Here is a 20,392-nt window from a genome sequence, read left to right as displayed (position 1 = left end):
GGTCTTACTTGAAATTTGTCGCATTATAGAGCAAAAAAAAGAGCGACACATCGCTCTTTTTAAATCGTTTGAGTGGATTAGTAACGCAACTAATGCCCGCCCAAACCTAGTTTTTTCTCTAGGTAGTGAATGTTAGCTCCACCCGCTGCGAAAGCTTCATCAGCCATAATACTTTTTTGCAAGTCGACATTGGTTTTGATACCACCAATGACTAATTCATCTAGTGCGTGGCGCATACGAGCAATAGCCACCGCTCTGGTCTCACCATAAGTAATTAACTTGCCAATCATTGAGTCATAATACGGAGGGACCACATAATCGGTGTATATATGGGAATCCCATCTTACCCCTAAGCCACCCGGTGAATGGAATTTCGTAATTTTACCCGGACTTGGAATAAAGGTGTTTGAGTCCTCTGCATTAATTCGACACTCAATGGCATGACCTTTCACCTGTATATGCTGTTGGGTGATAGATAGAGTTTGCCCCGCAGCAATTCTTAACTGCTCTTTAATGAGATCCACACCTGTGATCATTTCCGAAACTGGGTGTTCAACCTGAATACGGGTATTCATTTCAATAAAATAAAACTCGCCGTTTTCAAACAAAAATTCGAAGGTTCCTGCACCGCGGTAGTTGATATCAATACAGGCTTGGCAACATCTTGCGCCAATGGCTGCGCGCATTTCTGGAGTGATGCCCGGTGCTGGCGCTTCTTCGACTACTTTTTGATGGCGGCGTTGCATCGAGCAATCACGCTCACCTAAGTGTATAGCGCTACCTTGACCGTCTGCCAGCACTTGAATTTCTACATGGCGAGGGTTTTCGAGGAATTTCTCCATGTACACCACATCGTTGTTAAATGCCGCGCCGGCTTCACTTTTTGTCATCGCAATAGAGTTAATGAGTTCGTCTTCACTGCGTACCACACGCATACCACGACCACCGCCGCCACCAGCTGCTTTAACAATAATCGGATAACCGATACCTCTGGCCAGCTCTTTGTTGCGCACTTCGTTAGTACCTAAGGGCCCGTCAGATCCAGGAACACAAGGCACACCTGCACTTTTCATGGATTTAATGGCCGATACTTTGTCGCCCATTAAATTAATGGTGTCGGCTGTTGGCCCAATAAAGGTAAAACCACTTTTTTCAACGGCTTCAGCAAAGTCTGCGCTTTCAGCTAAAAATCCATAACCGGGATGAATGGCATCTGCGTCTGTGACTTCAGCCGCAGCAATAATTCGTGGAATATTAAGATAACTCTCTGTAGCCGATGCTTTACCGATACAAATGGTTTCGTCGGCCAATAACACATGTTTGAGTGACTCGTCGGCAGTGGAATGCACTGCCACAGTCTTAATGCCTAACTCTTTACAGGCACGCAAAATACGCAGGGCAATTTCACCGCGATTTGCAATAAGGACTTTTTTTAACATGGGCATAGACCTTTTATTCAATCACAAACATAGGTTGGTCGAATTCTACAGGCTCTTGATTTTCAACTAAAATTTGCTTAACAACACCCGATTTATCAGACTCAATTTGATTCATCATTTTCATCGCTTCGATGATACAAAGCGTGTCGCCGACATTGACTTTTTGGCCGACTTCAACAAAAGCTTTACTACCTGGAGAAGCAGAACGATAGAAAGTACCCACCATAGGTGAACACATAGTGTGACCACTAATAACAGGTGCCGCTTCTGTTGCCGCCGCAGGCGCAGCCTGAGCAACAGGTGCTGGGGCCAATTGAGGTTGTGGCGCATATTGGATAGGTGCAGCTATCTGAGCCGCCACGCCACCACGGTGGATACGCACAGACTCTTCGCCTTCGGTAATTTCTAGCTCAGATATACCTGACTCTTCCACTAGCTCTATTAACTTCTTAATTTTACGTATGTCCATTTTTTCTCTCTAATCAGTTGTTCAACAAGTAAATCTTGCTGATGTTATTCAGTTATTTGTTTAAATACTTTTTGGCCGCTGCTATTGCGAATTCGTAACCTTGTGCGCCTAGTCCACAAATGACCCCTTGGGCAATATCGGATAGGTAAGAATGTTGTCTAAACGCCTCTCTGGCATGTACGTTAGATAAATGCACTTCGATAAAAGGAATAGACACGCTTAACAGCGCATCTCTCAATGCCACACTGGTATGGGTAAATGCACCGGGATTGATGACAATAAAGTCTACTTTTTCAAAGGCATTATGGATTGTATCAATCAACTCATGCTCCGCATTTGACTGCACGTGAGTTAAGCTCACCCCTATTGAATCAGCATAAGTGTTTAGCTCACTGACCATTTGCTGTAAATTTTGTGAGCCATAAGTTTCGGGCTCGCGCTTGCCCAACATATTCAGATTTGGGCCATTGATGACTAATACTTTCACTGGTTCGCCATTTTAATTAATAATGATGTTGTACAGTAAACACACAACATTTTGGATGATTCATCCATTATATGAGAGCAAATAGAAATTAGCAGCAAAATACTGGTCTTATCAGCGAAGATTGCTGCAAAGTTAACGATTTTTTTGCTTTTGGTTGGACGTTTTTCTTAGTCAATTGGAGCGACTTTCAGTTTGAATTATATTGCCCATATTCATATAGGTTCACATACTCAGACCAGTTTACTGGGGAATTTTCTTGGTGACTTTGTCAAAGGCAGCCAGCTGCAGCACTTACCTTGTGAGATTGAGCATGGTATCCGCTTGCATCGCAGTATTGACGTGTTCACTGACTCACATCCGCTCATCATTGAATTAAAGCAATGTTTCCCGCGTGATATTCGAAGGATGGCTGGGGTGATCATCGATATCTATTTTGACCACCTGCTGATGCGCGCATGGGACAGTTACTCTACTACCCACTTCAATGTTGTATTTTCTAAATTTTATCAGCAACTTGAGCACTTTTCGCTAGCAGACAATCTCCATTTTCGGCAACAGGCCGAACGCTTAAAAACCCATCAATGGTTAAATGAATACCTTCACATTGAAACCTGTTTCCGAGCATTTTTGAGTATTGAGGGCCGCTTAAAAAATAAGGTTCTGTTTGCCAAAAAAGCCCAATCTTTTTTACTGCAATATGCCGAACCGCTTGAGTCTAGCTTTCAACAGTTTTATCCTGAGTGCCTTGATCATGGACTGAAGTTTACACAGTCTTATTCAGCAAAAAATTAGCGAGACACAATATGGCCGTTCACGAAATTCAACACCCTTTGATCCAACACAAAATAGGCCTTATGCGTAAGCAAGGCATCAGCAGCAAGGACTTTCGGGAATTAGCTGGTGAGGTAGGTAATTTACTGACCTACGAGGCCACCAGAGAGTTACAAACTGAAGAGGTAGAAACCACCGCTTGGAATGACAAATCCATTACCACCAAAAAAATCAAAGGCAAAAAGATAACCATAGTGCCTATTTTGCGGGCTGGATTAGGTATGTTGGACGGGGTATTAAAATTAATCCCCAACGCCAAAATTAGCGTAGTGGGTTTATATCGCGATGAGGAAACACTGCAACCTGTGGCTTATTTCGACAAGGTCGTAAAAGATGCAGAAAAGCGTACGGCTTTGATTGTTGACCCCATGTTAGCAACAGGTGGCACCCTTATAGCCACTATTGATTTACTCAAACAAAAAGGCTGCAAACATATTATGGGGCTATTTTTAGTGGCGGCTCCTGAAGGGTTAGCGGCAGTTAAAGCAGCCCATCCAGATGTTGATATTTATACGGCGGCGATAGATGAAAGACTTAATGAACAGGGCTATATATTGCCGGGCTTAGGTGATGCCGGCGACAAAATTTTTGGTACTCGATAGTTATCTTAAACGCAGCGGCTGTGTGTTAAACAACACACAGCTTTATTTGACCTTTAGCTACTTAGAAAAGAGCTGATTAACGTGCCTAGCAAACGGCTCGGCGCCCATAAAGCCCGTTACTCTAGCACTGCTGATTTCTTGTCCTTGGGCATCAAAAAACAAGATACTCGGCAAACCTAACACCGAAAAATGCTCCTGAAATGCGATATTGCTAGCAGAGTTATCGGTTAAATCAATTTGCATTAACACCGAACCACTTAAAGCTGCCATCACCTGGCTATCTGAAAATGTATATTTCTCAAACTCTTTACAGGCCACACACCAATCGGCATACAGGTCTAACATCACTGTTTGGCCTTGAGCATTAGCCGTAGCTAAGGCCTGATTAAAATCTTCGAGGTCACTTACCTTAAGAAATTCCACATGGCCAGTGGCGGGCGCATTCCCTTGACTCTGCACCTGACTATGATTAAAGCCTGTAATTGTTTGATAGCCATAACCCGCAGACACAAACAAGCCAATAAAAATTAACAAGGCCCGCAAACCTTTATAAAAAGTGGTCGCACTGTTTTGGTTCATCACGTAAAAATAGCTAAAAGTGCTTAAACCAAGCAATGCCCAAGCAATGTCGGTAGCCATATGTGTCACTAAACGCTCTACAAACATAATAGCCACGGCTAACATCATAAAACCAAAGGTAACTTTCACCACATTCATCCAGTTACCCGCTTTAGGTAATAACTTACCACCGGTTATGCCGAACAAAATCAATGGGATACCCATGCCCAAACTCAACACATACAAGGCGCTAAAACCCAAAACCAAATCGCCACTTTGGGCGATATATAACAAAATTCCGGTCAGCGGTGCTGTAGTACAAGGCGATGCCACTAAGCCAGAGATAGCACCCATTGCAAGCACACCAATATAACTGCCACTGGTTTGTTGGTTACTTAAGGCATTGAGTTTTTCTTGCCAAGAAGAAGGTAGCTGCAATTCATAAGCGCCAAACATCACAACGGCCAGCAAAACAAAAATGACAATCAAAACAATTAGAATGGCGGGATGTTGCAACGCTGCCTGAAACTGCACGCCAGCAGAGGCCACAATTAATCCTAACAACGAATAGGTAATTGCCATGCCTTGCACGTAAACAAAAGACAAGGTAAATGCCCGAGAGGTACTAATGGTTTTGCCTTGACCAATCACTATGCCAGATAAAATTGGATACATAGGAAACACACAAGGAGTAAAGGCTAAACCAATGCCCAAGGCTAAAAATAGTAACAAGGTAATAAGTAAACTCTGCTCGCCAGACAACATGCTGGCTAACTCAAACTGTTCAGAAATAGGGACTTCTGTTGCTGATCCTGCGGTGGATGTTTTTACGTTTTGCTCAGACGTTGTAACTAACACATCCCCAACTTGATTCAGATACACTTCTTTGGTGGTAGGTGGATAACACAAACCTGCATCGGCGCAGCCCTGATAACGAATTTTGACTATGCCATCTTGTACTGAGGACACTATGGGATAAGCAATATCGAGTTGTCCGCGAAACACGTCTGATAATCCGAAAAACTCATCTTCAATTTGTTCGGACTTGGGATAAACAGGGTCACCTAATTCAGCTTGCTTAACCACTGTTTTAAACTGCTTTTTATACAAGTAGTAGTTATCTGCTATTTTCCAGCGCAAAATGAGTTTGTCACCTTGCTGAACGAAGTCGAAGTAAAACGCTTCGTCTACTTGTAGGAACTCTGGTTCGTCTGCAAATAAATCAGCTAAAGGATCGGATGTTTGCGCCACACTTACAAATGGAAAAAAGCAAACGGCAAACAGTAAAATAAAATATCTAACACGCAAATTCATCGACAACACTTCTTATATCAAAGGTTACTTGGCACTATGTTCATTATAACAATGCACCCATGGAAATTTTCGAAACTTTAAAGCACAAACCTTAACAAATCATTAAGACGGCATATTTACCAAACATGACTTTGTTTAGAGACCCAAACTTAGGCAGTCACATTTCACCACTTCAGTAAATAATCTGAATTTAAGATAAACAGACCGCAATAACCAACTCATTAGACAAACCAAGCAACACTCTGTAACAATAGCTCACTTGGCTTTTTATTTTTTAGTCCCAGTATCATAACAAATACAACTGCATAAATAGGGTATACGTAACGGTTAGTGCGTATAGACCAAATAACGAGGCATCTTTGTTTAAATTATTTTTATTATTCGCCATTTTACCTATCGTCGAAATCTCCATATTAGTCAACGTGGGTGAACAAATAGGAGGTTGGTATACTGTCGCTATTGTTATTCTCACCGCCTTTGCTGGCGCGCATTTAGTTCGGCAACAAGGGCTGAGCACCTTGATGCACGCGCAACAAAAAATGCAAGCGGGTACTATGCCGGGTCAAGAAATGGCAGAAGGCTTATTACTAGTGATTGCCGGTGTGTTGTTAGTGACCCCAGGTTTTGTGACAGACGGTATTGGGTTTTTATTGAGCTTACCGGTGACTCGCCCACTTATCGCCAAAGGGTTAGTGAAACATTTATCTCTTAAGGTCATCAATCCATCCTTTAATGGCAACTTTACGCAACAAGGTTACCAACAGTCACATACAACTGGGGAGTCTGACGATATCATCGAAGGTGAATTTGAACGTAAAGATAAGCCATTAAACCCAGCGCTTAAGGATGACTTAAGAAAACCTGAGTAAACTCACTATTGTTTCTTTGGATTACCTAGCCGGACACCAACACGACTGACTCACCGCTATGCGTATTTTACTAGTTGAAGATGATTTACCCCTCGCCCGAGCCTTGCATCAATCTCTGAGATCTGAGGGTTTTACAGCTAACCATGTTGCCGATGCCAAATCCGCAATGCTCACAGTTACGACCAACGAATGTGACATGCTGATCCTCGATTTAGGTTTACCCGACATGGACGGCCTAACGTTACTCAAACAAATCAGAAAAAATAATAACACTCTTCCGGTATTAATATTAACCGCAAGAGATTCCATCGAGGACAAAATTAAAGGGCTTGATCAAGGCGCAGACGATTATCTCAGTAAACCTTTTGACGTGAACGAATTGATCGCTCGTTTGCGGGTAATTGAAAGACGATTAGGTACCGCCACCAGTTCAACTATTACGATTGGTAACGTATGCCTAAACAGCGCGTCTCATCAGTTAAGTGTGGCGGGTCAGGAAGTTGAACTGTCACGTAAAGAATTTATGTTGTTGAAGGTGCTGTTAGAACAAGCTGGACGTATCCAATCGCGAGAGCAGCTTGAGTCTAAATTGTATGAATGGGGTGAAGAGGTTGCCAGTAACGCGGTTGAGGTACACATTCACCATCTGCGTAAAAAACTTCCCAAGGCTTTTATCAAAACAATCCGCGGTGTAGGCTACAGTGTAAAAGCTGCCACAAGTATAGAGTCCTAAATTTGTCGATTCGCCGCTATTTAACATTGATATTGTTATCTGTGATTACCTTAGTCACGTTTACCGCCGCCATTCAAGGTTATCGCGGCAGTATGGCCAAGGCCACCAGCGTATTTGATAATGAATTACGTTCTTTAACCCATGTACTGGTCAACATTACCGACCTAAGTACCCACTCATTAGCGTCACAACCTGATGCGGCTTTTGTCTATCAAATATGGCAACACAACAGCTTAATTGTTAACTCTCATCCGGCCCTTAAAACCGCCATTAGTGACTTCAAAAATGAATTTGCCGAACACAATTTTTTAGCCCAACGTTGGCGTACCTACGGGCACTTTTTTGAATCACAGAATAAATGGGTGTTAGTGGCGCAACCAGTAAACCGTCGTTTTGAGCTTGCAGAACAAATGATTCTAGCTGCGGTTACACCACTCATACTGTGCATTCCATTGTTAGCGGTTATTATATTTTTATTAGTCAGTTCTGGATTGCGGCCACTGCGGCTGTTATCTGATAACTTACGTGCCAAAAAAGCCGACGATCTCACAGCAATCACACCGCAAAAACAGCGTAACGAGCTTAGTCCAGTATTAGAAACGTTAAATCAACTATTTGAGCGATTAAACGCGGCCTTTTTACAAGAAAAGCGCTTTGCCTCAGACGCAGCTCATGAGTTGCGCACGCCTCTAAGTGTGTTAAAAATCAATGCCCACAATTTAGCTTTAGAGTTGAGCAGCAGCGGAGCACACAACACAAATATGCAATACCTACAGCAAGGTATTGAACGCATGGGTCACGTGGTAGAACAAATTTTGTTGCTAAACCGCACCAATCCCCAACAGTACCAAGGGCAATTTAACACGATACATACTAGATCACTTTGCCAAACCGTTATCGCCAGTGTGTTTCCGCAAATTGAAGCCAAAAATCAAGAAATCGAGTTGCTCGGCCAAGGTGCAGTCATTCAAGGCGATGAGTTTTCTCTAGGCATACTGCTACAAAATTTAATCTCCAATGCCAGTAAATATTCCCCTAACGAGTCACTGGTGAGAGTGGTATTAGGCAGCAAGGGTAATCAAGCGGTTATCCGCGTAGAAGATTCTGGTCCCGGCATTGATAAATCAGAATATCAAAGGGTGTTTGAACGTTTTTACCGCATTGGCGGTGACCGTCATAGCAGTAACACACCGGGCTGTGGCCTGGGTTTAGCCATCTCTAAACATATCGCTCAACTGCATAATGCTTCACTAACGTTAGGCCGATCTGAACAATTATCGGGTTTGTCGGTGGAGCTGTTATTACTACAAGGCCAATCCAGTGAATAGAATTCTAGGTTGCGGCGCATTTTTCATTAGCTTATTTTGCCAACCACTATCTGCAGCCGTTACTGAGTACCATGTTCAGCTAAAAGATCACCTTTTTTTTCCATCGAGGATCCACATTCCGGCCTATCAAAAAGTCAAACTGGTGATCCATAACCAAGACAATACCCCGGAAGAGTTTGATAGTTTTTCACTCAACCGCGAGAAGGTCATTTTTGCCAATCACAAAGCCAGTATATTTATTGGCCCATTGCAGCCTGGAGACTACGATTTTTTTGGCGAATATAACCCCAATACAGCCCGCGGCAGCGTGATTGTTGAACATAAGGCGGCACATGCTAATTAATACGGTTATTTTATTTCTGCGTGATGCCCTACCCATTTTTGTGTTGGTGGTTTATTTGTACGCGCATCTGCCAGAGAGCAAATTATGGTTAGGCTTATCTTTTGTTGCTGGTGCGCTTTTGAGCTTGGTGTACGTCAATCAAATCCATGCCATTGGACAGTGGTTTGATGACAAAGGCATCGAATTATCCCTGTGGATGTCTCACGTTTTTGTCTACCTGTTAACCCTAATATTGGCCTACCAATTAAGCCGTTATCACGTTTCGAATAAACATGGTGTGTATTGCGTAGCGGGCTTGATGGTCAGCTTAACCTTAGTGTCAAATGGGAGTAATTTCATTGTGTATTTCGAGGGTTATTTAAACCAAAGCAATGTAATGCAACCCATGTTGCTCGGTACGTTTTTAGGGCTAGGTATTTGCCTAAGCTTAGCGGTACTACTGTATTTAGCCGCGCACTGGTTAAAACAACGTTTTGGTCCACTGGCAACCTGGTTATTAGTCCTTATTTACGTAACGGGGCAACTCGTCAACGCCTTACCTTTATTAGTACAGGTCGACGTTATTGATGCATCTACCACAGCATGGAGTAGTCAACATATCGTGAGCAATGAGTTGGAGTTTGGTCATTTATTTAGGGTGTTATTTGGCTATCATGCGTCCCCCTCTATTGCTCAAGTGACAGTGTATATTTTTGCGCTATTGATCCCCATCGCTGCTTTATATTGGCTAAGGCCAAATTCAGCCCCTCAAACAGGTAATCCACCATGACAGCCTTTTACCGCATATCTGCTGCGCTTTTCTACTCACTAGTTTATATATCAATAAGTTGGGCTGACGGTATCCCAGTGGACAAAGTTTATCATCCTTACGTGTTAGCAAATGAGCGGGAATTAGAATGGCGCTTTATTTCTAGGCAAAATGACGACGGCAATGTGTTGGCGCAACGTTTGGCGTACGGACATGCCGTTTCACAATACCTGACGTTTGAAGGTTATATAGTAGGTGAAAGAGACGACACCGGCGATTTTGGGCTGCAAGCCTATGAAATTGAAGCTCGCTGGATGTTGACCGAGCAAGGCGAATTATGGGCCGATTGGGGGCTATTGTTTGAGCTTGAGAAACAACATAAAAAAGACAGGTACGAATTTACCAGCGGCCTGTTATTTGAAAAAGAATTTACTTACACCAGCCTAACTATCAACGCATTATTGGTTTATGAGTGGGGTAAAGACATCCAAAACGAGTTTGAAACCGAGTTCAGACTTAAATATCGCTATCGCTATTTAGCGTCTTTACAACCTTCTATTGAAATTTACACTGGCGAAGATTTTGTAGGTGTTGGCCCTGGTTTTATGGGGGTGCATCGATACCACGGGCAAAAACAACTAAAATGGGAACTCGCCTTTATTGCTGGTTTAAACGGCGATTCTAAAGATCACACCCTTAGATTCGCCCTAGAGTACGAATTTTAGGCACCTAATACCAACCTTCAAATAAACGCGGCTAAATGTTAACCTCATGCCACTTATTAGTTGTTAAAAATTCATTGAGTCAAACAAATGAAAGCCTGCGCCTGCCACATTTTAGTCAAAGATAAAAACCTAGCCGAAAAGCTCAAAGTCGAACTCGACAAAGGGGCTAATTTTCATCAATTAGCAAAAACACACTCCACCTGCCCGTCGGGTAAAAAAGGCGGTGATTTAGGCGAATTCAGCCCAGGCACTATGGTCAAAGCATTTGACAATGTGGTGTTTAAAAAGGAAATCCTCACTGTACACGGCCCCATCAAAACAAAATTTGGGTTTCATTTAATTAAGACCCTTTATCGCAACTAACGATAACACCAATATTTGACGTTTTGCTGTTCTAAAAAAGCTTCTGCGTTAGCCCCCTGCAACAAAGCCAAAGTGGCTAACAATCCTGCTTGAATACAGTGGGGTGCGGCTATAGTGACTGAGCGGGGCGCATTTTCAATAGGGTATCCCGTTTCAGGATTAAGAATGTGACTGTAACGTTTGCCTGCTTTTAATAAATAGCGCCTTGCATCACCACTGGTGGCTAATCCGCCGCTGACGATCTTGAGAATATTGCTGGAATGTTTATCATCGCCAGGGCTTTCAATACCAATATGCCATGGCTGCTGGTTGTGTCGAGCGCGTGTTACTTGAATATCACCCCCAAAATTTACCACAACTGATGTGGTTGCAGCATGTTCGGCGCAAAGTTTCGCCACACAATCCACCGCATACTCTTTACCTATGCCACCAAAGTCTAGCTCCATACCTTCGGCTAGTATGATTGAAGACGAGTCATACTGTACTTTTTGCCAGCCAATGTAGGGCATTAAGGCTTTCACTGTGTTGGATGCAGGCAAGTTATCTGAACCGTCGAATTTCCATGCCTGTCGTAATACACCGGAGGTAATATCAAACATGCCGTCACTTAGTTGATAACAACTATTGGCGAATTCCAACAAGCGAAAAGCCTCGTCATCAATGGCAACGGGTTTGCCCTGACTGTGATTGATATTAGCCATTAGGTTGTTCGGCTGATAGCGGCTAAATTTTTGTTCAATACGTTGGGTTTCTGTGTAGGCAACAGATGTGAGGTGATTAGCCAACATCGAGTCTTGGGTTTCTATCAACAACTCGCAAGGGCTGGCCATAGCAGAAAAGCGACCCATTATATGGTCGCTTTTTTGCTCTAAGGTAAAAGTACTAGTAGTCAAAAACAGCCTCTACAATCAAAACCCTACTTTAAAAGCTATAACTGACTTGCGCAATCACCGCCTTTACACTGGGATACAGGTCGAGCGGCTGCAAGGCACCTGGCTCGTCGAAACCAGTGTTTGTAGGATCTTGCTGATAATATTCCAATCTAAATGCCCAGTCGTTGCCACTCTGCATTTTCACGGCGTATTTTAGCCCTATGGTGTAAGCGGTCATTTCGCCTAAACGATAATCAGCACTGGCAAAAGTAGGCAACATTGTACCTTCTATCAAAAATGGTTGGTAAAACTCAGCTGCGCTTTGTTGGTAATACCTAAAGTGTGGCTGAATATACCTATTGTCACTCAAATTAAAGCGCAACCTAGAATCAATAGTGTGAGAATTAATATCCCAGTCATCTGTGGCGTATCGATAGGATATATCGGCAACACCTGTGTCTAAGGCATACTTAGTTTGCCAATAGAAGTTATGCCGGGTGCGCTCTGTTGGCCTGTCTTCGTGTACTAAGGACTGAGTCAGCCCTTGGTCATTGACCACACTCAAAACCTTAAAAGGATCGGTGTGATAACCATCAGACATGGAATAACCATAGTTAAACTGCATTAACATGTTACGGTTGATAATTTGTGTCACACCTAACATCAAATCAACGGTGCTTTTGTCGTCGCTATCCTGTTGTCTTGTGGCATCAAAAGCAGCTTGATAGGCTTGTTCAGTGGCGAATTGCCCTTGATCGATAACCATCTCAGAAAAGGCAATAGGTCGCCCACCTTCGGGGTCAATTGTGTCAAAAGCTAAAGATAAACCCGCTGAAACTGTGGTGTTTTTTTGATTGAAGTCTTTGGCCAGAGATCCATTAATTGATATTGACAGGTAATCGTATTCTTTTGAAAGATGCACCCCAGTACTGCCGCGCATATTGTCCCAAAGAGGTTGGGTCCACTGTGCTTCAAGTTGTACACGGGTATCTTTAAATGTGTCATCTAAAGGTGTTTCACCCTCCCCAATAACATATTGGCCTTTGCCTGATGGGCGCGTAAACGTTTGTGGACTTGGCTGTGCCACCGCGCCCGTAGCAGACGCGCCTGTCAGCGTATCAACCACCAATTTTCCTGAGAAAATATGTTCGTCACCTAAGTCCTTTTTAGCGGAAAAGACCCCTTCAACGGCGGTCACCCTATCCGTTTCACCGTAATACAGCAGGGCAGCATCCATTTCCCACACACCTTCTTCGGCTTGAACGCTTGGTACTGTGCCCAGCAGCGCACACGTTGCAGCAGCAAGCGCAGTGTTGACATTGGCTACGTTTTTGGCGCTGTTAGTTAAGTGTTTTTTTGTTGTTAATTGCATCCACAACCTCCACCAGCAAAGGCACGGCCACCACTCGTCGCCTCTTTGCTGAAATAAATATGATCATCTAAACCAAGGTCGTTGCCCTCAGAACCTAAGGCCATTTCTTCTTTGGCAAGTAGATCACGTTGCCACGGTTTTACACCAAGGTTGGCACAACCAACAAATTGAGTAGCAACTAAAAATGCAAGGGTAAAACGTACTTTTTTTAACATAACCTACTGCTCCTATTCGTTTAGTAGTAATACTATTTCTTGTTCATATTTAGGTAGGCTTCGGGTAAAAAAACCCTTATGTGAATAGCGTATTTTTCCGCTTTTATCGATGAGATAACTACTGGGCATACCCACTAATTGATAGTCACTGGCAATATTGCCTTGTGGATCATAAATGATGGGGATATTCGCTGGCACTTTAGTTAAAAACTCTTGTGCCAAAGCCCTTTCAGTATCTAAATTGACAGCAATAATTTTTAAACCTTGTGCCCCATACTTTTGCTGCATTTGGTTCATCCACGGAAAAGACTTACGACAGGGTTTGCACCAGCTTGCCCAAAAATCGAGATACACAACCTGCCCAGTTAACCCAGATAGTTGGTTGGGCAACGAGTCAGCTGAGATAGCAAAGTCTGGCGCGGCCATCTGCTGGGCAAAACTTGAAGATAGCGGAGCAAAACCGATAAGAAGAATAAACAGCATACTTAAGTAGAGTTGGCGCAAAACATTTACCTTTTAACAATGTTTGTTTTCTCGATAACCCGAGTTCGATAACATGCAGCCATTCTAGAAGTTGAGTCTTAAGTAAAACTTAAGGCAATAAAAAAGCCCCCGAAGGAGCTTTTTAAAAAATGTATTGTATAAGCAATGTTTTATAAATCAACAGAGCCACAGAAACGGTAACCTTCACCGTGAATAGTCATAATCAAATCATCGGCGTTTACTTCTGATTCGAAGTGTTTACGGATACGACGGATAGTGACATCAACGGTACGGTCATTAGGACGCAACTCACGCCCTGTCATTTCCATGATCAGCTGTTCGCGGGTTAAGATTTTACCTGGATTGTTTAAAAACAAGTGTAAGGCTCGAAACTCACTGCGTGGCAAACGAAATTCTTTAGTACTAGGAGAAATCAAACTGCGGCTATCGCTGTCTAATGCCCAACCATTAAAGCTTACACGACTAGGCAAATCATCATCTTCACTGCTATTGGTGGTACGTGTTAATAAGTTACGTGCGCGTATCGTCAGTTCACGAGGATTAAAAGGCTTAGTAAGATAGTCATCTGCACCAATCTCTAGGCCTAAAATGCGGTCTACATCGTTATCTCTGCCGGTTAAAAATATCAAACCAATATTTTTACGGCCGCGCACTTCACGAGCCAATATCAAGCCATTTTTACCGGGTAAATTGATATCCATGATGACCAGGTTGATGGTGTTGCTTTCAAAGATGTCGTGCATCTGCTCGCCTTTTTCGGCTTCAAATACATTATAGCCTTCGGCTTCAAACAAGCTCTTAAGGGTGGTACGTGTGACCACTTCATCTTCAACAATTAATACGTTAGGAGTCTGCATGTTTCACGCCTGGTTAGGAATTTGTGTAAAAGTTTATCAGAAAATATCTAAAAATCAGGGTTTTATCTAACTAAAATTGCATATCTAAAACAAATTTAGGTATTTACCCAAAAGAATCAGTATCTACTTTATCAATATCTACCTTTTTAATCGGGAAAAGAATTCTAAATAACACCCCTTTACCCTCTTCGCTGACAATAGAAATGGAGCCGTTTAATGCTTGTGTCACTAGATTATAAACCAAATGCATACCAAGCCCACTACCACCTTGACCACGTTTAGTGGTCACAAAAGGGTCAAAAATACGTGGCTGCATCTGTTCTGATATGCCTTTGCCATTGTCAGTAAATTCAATGCAAATTTCAGCGTCATCGACAAACTTAATCGTAATATCTATTACGCCTTTATCCACGAATTCAAAACCATGAATGATAGAGTTCATGATTAAGTTGATCATTATTTGATTAATCGGCCCAGCTTTTGATTCAATCACTACATTATCTGCGCAATGCACATTGATTTGATGTTTTATTTTTTTTAGTTTGGGCCGCATCGACATTAATATTTCGTCCATCAACCTAGAAAATGAGAAAACACGATTATTTTCCAAAGATTGGTCAACGGCGACTTGCTTAAAGCTAGAAATCAGCTCTGCTGCACGGTTCAGATTTCGATAAATAATATTTAAATTTTCTTCGCCCTCAGCAATAAATTTTTCCAAAGAGCTGGCTTTGAGCGTTTTATCTTCAAAAGATTTTCGCACATCAGACAAGCGATCTAGCATCATAGTAGAGGCAGTCACACCTAGACCAATCGGGGTATTAACTTCATGGGCAACACCGGCAACCATATCGCCCAATGATGCCATTTTTTCGTTTTGTACCATTTGACGTTGAAACTGATGAAGTTTTTCTAGGGTTTGGATCAACTCGTTATTGGCTTCTTTTAAGGCCATGGTACGTTGCTGTACTTTTCCTTCCAAACTCAAATTCAACTGAACTTGTTGAGCTTCCGCTTCGGTTTGCCGCTCCATGTGTGCTTGAGTGCGTTGCAACATATTGTTGAACGCTGCACCAAAAACATCCATTTCCTTGATACCGTACAATTCTGCGCGGGAAGAATAATCCCGTTGCCGAGAAATCCGTTGCACCAATTTAACCAAATCATTAATAGGAGCGGTAACCGCCCTTTGCAATCTTAACGTTAGGAAAAAACATATCAGCAAACAAATCAACACAACGCTGACAGTGGACACAATTGACTGAATAATGAGGTTATCTAATATGTCTGCTGACGCACGTAAATATACGTACCCTACAACGTCCTCACCATTGCGAATAGGTCTAATAATTTCTATTGCACTCGCGCTCACTGTAGGTTGACTCAGTGTATTTATTTGGTCAAATTGGGCTTTAACAGGTGCGATACCTGCTTTGTTATAGCTGGCAAAAAAGTCTAATGAGCTTTGCTCGATAACCTTATAAATATGCACATTTTCGATTACCTTGGATGCAACCAGCATCTCAAGGTTGTGCTCTTCATCCAAACCATCATCTCGCATTATAGGTTCTAGCGCACCAAGGGCAGTCATCTCTGCAAAGGTGGTAACAACACGTTCTAATGTTTGTTGATACGTGCTGATTTGACTATATAAATGCACACCTGAAGACAAAATTAATGTCAACGATGTAATTGCCATCACCACCCAAATAATCAGGCGTTTAATCGATAAAAATTTAGTGTATGAAGCCATATACGTGCAAGTATTCCGTGGTCTAACAACTATCCATTTAGGATATTGATACAAAACCCTTCAAATTGAAACTAGTAGATTGAGTTGACTAGGTTTTTTCGTATGCTTAGTACTTGAAAAAATTAAAATATGTTGCTGAAGTCTATACACATTTGAATGGCAACACCTAAACCACTGCCGCCAGTCCAACATACAGTCAATGACAAAAAACAATAGCCTTGATTGTCATTCTAGCGGTTTACTTTTTCTACTTTACTCGCGAACACTGGTAAAGGCTGAACTTAGTGGTTTGGGCAATAAGGCCCACGGCACCGAACCGCTGTTCAAGCAACTCTGAATAACGCAAAAATTTATTCGCCACCAATGTAAGTGAGCCACTTTTAGTAAGGTATTGTTTAAGCTGGCCAATAAAACCTTCAGTAACAGAATAATCAGTCTGGATCCCTGTGTGAAAAGGTGGGTTAGTGTACACCGCTGAAAATTTACCTTGCACATCCATCAACCCGTTTGATGCAACAACCTTAGCATTCACACCATTAAGCCTGGCGCTTTCTTTTGAACAGTACACCGCCAATGCGCTAACGTCGCTCATCAGCACTTCGCTTTCAGGACTTTGTAACCCAAGATAACAACCGATCACCCCAGCGCCACAACCAAAGTCTAATAATCGGCCTGTTTTGATTTCAGGCAGGTTTTCCAATAACACCTTTGTTCCTAAATCTACGGCGCCATGGTTAAACACACCGGGTAACGAGCATATTTTATAATCTAAACCCGCCACTGAAATATTAATTTCACTCTGCCATTTAGCCAAATCGAAGGGCTTAACGGGTTTATCTATTTGAGCGCCAAATAACGCACAATGACGGGCCGAATCGACTTTATTCACTTGGGAACTAATGGTTTCGAGCATTTTAGCCGCGCTTTTTACCCCACCTTTGTTTTCGCCCACCAGCAACAAACTGCCATTTTCGCCAAGACAAGCTGCTACATTAGCCATCAACATTTTTGCCTGATCTTTTGATTTCGGCATATAAATCACCGCACCATCAAATTTTTCGTCAGTAGGATAAGCCGCAGTGAAACTATGCTGAGCAGAATTACCTGCCGCGCAACTTTGCTGATAAATATCAAAATATTGATGAAACACTTTAATGGCAGGGTTATTAAGTTGCACCGCAATCTGGCTATCGGTTGGATTAACCAACAACCACTTACCTTGTGCAAAGGTATCTGCACTGCGCATTAACAATTGACTAGGAGCAGATAACATTAAGATACCCTCTCAAACATTAAGTCCCAGACACCGTGGCCCAATTTATGGCCACGCTGTTCAAATTTAGTCAAAGGGCGTTGCTCGGGTCTAGGTACATAATCATTTGTGGCCGATTGATTTTTAAAGCCTTCAGCTACTGACATAACGGCCAACATGTGTTCTGCATAGTTTTCCCAATCGGTGGCCATATGAAATACCCCACCTATAGCCAGCTTACTTCTTAGTTTTTGCACAAAATCAGGCTGCACTATGCGCCTTTTGTGATGGCGTTTTTTATGCCACGGATCGGGGAAAAACAACTGCACTCTAGCCAAAGAATTTTCAGCAATACAATCGGCGAATACCGCCACTGCATCGTGCTCGTACACTCGCAGGTTGTCTACCTTGTGTTCGGCTGCTTCGCCTAAACATGCCCCAACTCCGGGTTTATGTACTTCAATGCCTATAAAGTCTTTCTCTGGCTCATTTAGCGCCATTTCTACTAAAGATTTACCCATGCCAAAGCCAATTTCCAAGACAACAGGGGCCACGCGGCCAAAAGTATCGGCGAAATTTTGTAAACCATTTTTGTGCGCTAGGCCCATAGTTGGCCAGTATTGTTCGATGGATTTTTCCTGACCTGAGGTTAGGCGTCCTTCTCGTTTTACAAAGCTCTGAATTTTACGAATATATACACCTGATTCGGCGGCTTCTTGTTCAGATTTAAACTGACTCATATTGGGATCTCATCTCAAAAATTTGGCTGGTTTATATACCAACACATAATGTGGCGCATTATCCGGCGACACAGACTGATTGCAAGGCACAGTGGCCAATTTATGCCATTTTTGATGCTAAATATTCTGCTAAACCTTGCGATTGTTCAATCGGCAACATATGCCCAGCGTTTTTAAAGAGGGCCATATCACTATTGGGTAATCGTTTATGCATGGCAAGCATGCTTGTTGCACTTAATAGATTATCCTGCTCGCCGCCTATAATATGAATAGGAAATCGGCACTTAGCTAGTTCAGGAAGTAGATTTTTTCTGGGATGCGTGGCATTAATTTGTGCAACTAACACAGCAGTCCCTAAGTCTTGTTGCATTTGTGTAACGGTATTTAGGTAGTCAATATTCTGATGATGGCAGTCATGAAAATAACGTTTTAAGCGCTTTTCTGGCATGCCGCTATATTGTTTCTTTTTAATGAGTGTAAGTAAATGTTGGCGCTGCTGAAGCTCTTCAGCAGGTAATTCGTCGCATACACTGGCAATAAGGGTGACAGATGCAATTCTATTTGGATTGTCTAAAGCTGTTAAAGCGGCAATATACCCACCCATGGAATACCCGACTAAATGCACTGGCTGGTCAAAGTAAGCCAGACGATCGGCGCTTAACATCTTCATTTGAGGTAAATCTTCGGCCCACTGCAAAGGCACAAAAGCCCGCATGGGTATATCTACATGCTGCCAACAGGCACTAAATATCCTTTCATCACATAAAGTGCCGGGGAAAAACACCACAGGCTGGCTAATTTGATACGTTGTAGGGTTTGTTTTTGGCAATTGATTCTCAAGTGAACTATTTCAAGTTTGATAGGGTATTATCCGGTAAATACCTCAAAAACAACAGATCATCATTCCGTGGCAACAAATATAAACCCCATAAATACATCATTCAGTGACAAGGTCTTAGCTTGGTTTGACCTCAATGGCAGAAAAAACCTGCCTTGGCAGCTAGATAAAACGCCGTACACAGTTTGGGTCTCTGAAATCATGTTGCAGCAAACTCAAGTAAAAACGGTTATTCCTTATTACCAAGCGTTTATGCAGCGATTCCCTGATGTATTGAGTTTGGCAAATGCCCCTCAAGATGAAGTGTTACATCATTGGACCGGCTTAGGCTATTACGCTCGTGCCCGTAATTTGCAAAAATCGGCACAACTTATTAGGGATGAATATCAAGGACATTTTCCAGAGCAGTTAGACCAGCTCATTGCCTTACCGGGTATAGGCCGCTCAACCGCTGGGGCTATTTTGTCTTTAGCTTGTGGTCAACATCACAGCATTCTAGACGGCAATGTGAAACGGGTGTTAGCACGCCATTTTGCTGTTGAAGGCTGGCCAGGTAATAAAAAAGTTGAAACAGACTTATGGCAATACGCAGATAAGTTAACCCCAAAACAAAGAACAGCCGACTACACCCAAGCCATGATGGATATGGGTGCAACACTGTGCATGCGCAGTAAACCAAAATGCGAAATTTGCCCGCTACATAAGGATTGCTTAGCCTTTGTACAAGGCAGACAAACAGAGTTACCTCACAAAAAACCAAAAAAGGTTATCCCTGTGAGATCCACCATAATGCTCATCCCCATGTGGCAGAAACAACTTTTAATATACAAACGTCCACCAGCAGGATTATGGGGCGGGTTATGGGGATTTTATGAAGTTGAACATGCTGACAAAATTGCTGAACGGGCATCTAGCTTAGGGTTTGATGACATTCAACAACAAACACTTAGCCCATTTCGTCACACCTTTAGCCATTTCCACTTAGACATTCAACCCGTTGTTTTACACCTAAAACAACAACCTGTTGGTCAGGTTATGGAAGACACACAAATGTGGTACGACTTAACAGCACCGCAAAATGTCGGATTAGCCGCGCCAACCAAGAAACTATTTAGTACAATCAATACATCATTTTAATTAGGGCTTACCTTAATAACGCCCTCACCATTAAATTAGAGCA

Annotated in this window: 23 protein-coding genes; 10 read left to right on the top strand and 13 right to left on the bottom strand. The window is 42.5% G+C overall.

Annotated elements, in window-relative coordinates; all coding sequences use genetic code 11:
- Positions 1-89: 89 nt before the first annotated feature.
- Genes accC through aroQ form a run of 3 tightly spaced genes read right to left on the bottom strand, consistent with a single transcriptional unit; the run spans position 90 to position 2,395 of the window.
- A complete protein-coding gene (accC, locus tag Q0688_RS08935; protein WP_299075002.1) occupies positions 90-1,439 on the bottom strand; it encodes an acetyl-CoA carboxylase biotin carboxylase subunit in 1,350 nt (449 codons plus the stop codon).
- 13 nt (positions 1,440-1,452) lie between these two features.
- Positions 1,453-1,908, bottom strand: a complete 456-nt coding sequence (gene accB / locus Q0688_RS08930; RefSeq protein ID WP_299075001.1) for an acetyl-CoA carboxylase biotin carboxyl carrier protein — start codon at positions 1,906-1,908, stop codon at positions 1,453-1,455.
- 52 nt (positions 1,909-1,960) lie between these two features.
- Entirely contained in the window at positions 1,961-2,395 is a 435-nt protein-coding gene (aroQ, locus tag Q0688_RS08925) for a type II 3-dehydroquinate dehydratase (RefSeq protein ID WP_299075000.1), read from the bottom strand.
- A gap of 192 nt (positions 2,396-2,587) precedes the next feature.
- Between aroQ and Q0688_RS08920 the strand changes: the two genes are divergently transcribed.
- Together Q0688_RS08920 and upp are read left to right on the top strand one after the other, a co-directional pair.
- Positions 2,588-3,187, top strand: a complete 600-nt coding sequence (locus Q0688_RS08920) for an ACP phosphodiesterase (RefSeq protein WP_299074999.1) — start codon at positions 2,588-2,590, stop codon at positions 3,185-3,187.
- A gap of 11 nt (positions 3,188-3,198) precedes the next feature.
- Positions 3,199-3,828: a uracil phosphoribosyltransferase gene (gene upp / locus Q0688_RS08915; protein WP_299074998.1), complete on the top strand. Its 630-nt coding sequence runs from the start codon at positions 3,199-3,201 to the stop codon at positions 3,826-3,828.
- 57 nt (positions 3,829-3,885) lie between these two features.
- On the opposite strand, the gene Q0688_RS08910 is transcribed toward upp, so the two are convergent.
- The gene (locus Q0688_RS08910; protein ID WP_299074997.1) at positions 3,886-5,700 is read right to left on the bottom strand and encodes a protein-disulfide reductase DsbD; all 1,815 of its coding nucleotides are present in this window, start codon (positions 5,698-5,700) and stop codon (positions 3,886-3,888) included.
- Positions 5,701-6,059: 359 nt separating this feature from the next.
- Here Q0688_RS08910 and Q0688_RS08905 point away from each other — a divergent pair, with 359 nt between their 5' ends.
- From Q0688_RS08905 to Q0688_RS08875, 7 genes are all read left to right on the top strand, one after another.
- A complete protein-coding gene (locus tag Q0688_RS08905; RefSeq protein WP_299074996.1) occupies positions 6,060-6,569 on the top strand; it encodes an FxsA family protein in 510 nt (169 codons plus the stop codon).
- Positions 6,570-6,627: 58 nt separating this feature from the next.
- Positions 6,628-7,302, top strand: a complete 675-nt coding sequence (locus tag Q0688_RS08900; RefSeq protein ID WP_299074995.1) for a response regulator — start codon at positions 6,628-6,630, stop codon at positions 7,300-7,302.
- 2 nt (positions 7,303-7,304) lie between these two features.
- Positions 7,305-8,630 carry an ATP-binding protein gene (locus Q0688_RS08895; protein WP_299074994.1) on the top strand — a complete coding sequence of 442 codons (1,326 nt, stop codon included), beginning with the start codon at positions 7,305-7,307 and terminating at the stop codon, positions 8,628-8,630.
- A 25-nt stretch (positions 8,631-8,655) separates the two neighbouring features.
- Positions 8,656-8,973 (top strand): cupredoxin domain-containing protein, encoded by a 318-nt coding sequence (locus tag Q0688_RS08890; protein ID WP_299075129.1) that lies wholly within the window; start codon positions 8,656-8,658, stop codon positions 8,971-8,973.
- On the top strand, positions 8,963-9,742 hold the full coding sequence (locus Q0688_RS08885; protein ID WP_299074993.1) for a hypothetical protein: 780 nt from the start codon (positions 8,963-8,965) through the stop codon (positions 9,740-9,742). The genes Q0688_RS08890 and Q0688_RS08885 overlap by 11 nt, the downstream gene beginning before the upstream one ends.
- Entirely contained in the window at positions 9,739-10,446 is a 708-nt protein-coding gene (locus Q0688_RS08880; protein ID WP_299074992.1) for a hypothetical protein, read from the top strand. Before Q0688_RS08885 ends, Q0688_RS08880 begins: the two co-directional genes overlap by 4 nt.
- Before the next feature lie 87 nt (positions 10,447-10,533).
- A complete protein-coding gene (locus Q0688_RS08875; RefSeq protein ID WP_299074991.1) occupies positions 10,534-10,809 on the top strand; it encodes a peptidylprolyl isomerase in 276 nt (91 codons plus the stop codon).
- Here Q0688_RS08875 and Q0688_RS08870 read toward each other — a convergent pair.
- From Q0688_RS08870 to Q0688_RS08830, 9 genes are all read right to left on the bottom strand, one after another.
- Positions 10,806-11,639 (bottom strand): FAD:protein FMN transferase, encoded by an 834-nt coding sequence (locus Q0688_RS08870; RefSeq protein WP_299075127.1) that lies wholly within the window; start codon positions 11,637-11,639, stop codon positions 10,806-10,808. The two genes, Q0688_RS08875 and Q0688_RS08870, sit on opposite strands and share 4 nt — an antisense overlap.
- A 91-nt stretch (positions 11,640-11,730) precedes the next feature.
- The gene (locus tag Q0688_RS08865; protein ID WP_299074990.1) at positions 11,731-13,053 is read right to left on the bottom strand and encodes a DUF3570 domain-containing protein; all 1,323 of its coding nucleotides are present in this window, start codon (positions 13,051-13,053) and stop codon (positions 11,731-11,733) included.
- Positions 13,044-13,268 carry a DUF4266 domain-containing protein gene (locus tag Q0688_RS08860; protein WP_299074989.1) on the bottom strand — a complete coding sequence of 75 codons (225 nt, stop codon included), beginning with the start codon at positions 13,266-13,268 and terminating at the stop codon, positions 13,044-13,046. The genes Q0688_RS08865 and Q0688_RS08860 overlap by 10 nt, the downstream gene beginning before the upstream one ends.
- A 12-nt stretch (positions 13,269-13,280) precedes the next feature.
- Positions 13,281-13,694 (bottom strand): TlpA disulfide reductase family protein, encoded by a 414-nt coding sequence (locus tag Q0688_RS08855; RefSeq protein WP_299075125.1) that lies wholly within the window; start codon positions 13,692-13,694, stop codon positions 13,281-13,283.
- A 227-nt stretch (positions 13,695-13,921) separates the two neighbouring features.
- A complete protein-coding gene (gene arcA, locus Q0688_RS08850; protein ID WP_299074988.1) occupies positions 13,922-14,629 on the bottom strand; it encodes a two-component system response regulator ArcA in 708 nt (235 codons plus the stop codon).
- A gap of 103 nt (positions 14,630-14,732) precedes the next feature.
- On the bottom strand, positions 14,733-16,382 hold the full coding sequence (locus Q0688_RS08845) for a HAMP domain-containing sensor histidine kinase (RefSeq protein WP_299074987.1): 1,650 nt from the start codon (positions 16,380-16,382) through the stop codon (positions 14,733-14,735).
- 247 nt (positions 16,383-16,629) lie between these two features.
- On the bottom strand, positions 16,630-17,655 hold the full coding sequence (locus Q0688_RS08840; protein ID WP_299074986.1) for a class I SAM-dependent methyltransferase: 1,026 nt from the start codon (positions 17,653-17,655) through the stop codon (positions 16,630-16,632).
- Positions 17,655-18,374 (bottom strand): tRNA (guanosine(46)-N7)-methyltransferase TrmB, encoded by a 720-nt coding sequence (gene trmB / locus Q0688_RS08835; RefSeq protein ID WP_299074985.1) that lies wholly within the window; start codon positions 18,372-18,374, stop codon positions 17,655-17,657. Before trmB ends, Q0688_RS08840 begins: the two co-directional genes overlap by 1 nt.
- 100 nt (positions 18,375-18,474) lie before the next feature.
- A complete protein-coding gene (locus Q0688_RS08830; RefSeq protein WP_299074984.1) occupies positions 18,475-19,203 on the bottom strand; it encodes an alpha/beta hydrolase in 729 nt (242 codons plus the stop codon).
- Positions 19,204-19,281: 78 nt separating this feature from the next.
- On the opposite strand from Q0688_RS08830, the gene mutY reads away from it, so the two are divergent.
- A complete protein-coding gene (mutY, locus tag Q0688_RS08825) occupies positions 19,282-20,349 on the top strand; it encodes an A/G-specific adenine glycosylase (protein ID WP_299074983.1) in 1,068 nt (355 codons plus the stop codon).
- Positions 20,350-20,392 lie beyond the last annotated feature (43 nt).

Origin of the sequence: uncultured Paraglaciecola sp. (assembly GCF_937123705.1) — a bacterium.
Lineage (GTDB): Bacteria > Pseudomonadota > Gammaproteobacteria > Enterobacterales > Alteromonadaceae > Paraglaciecola.
This window is presented reverse-complemented; position numbering and strand designations above follow the sequence as displayed.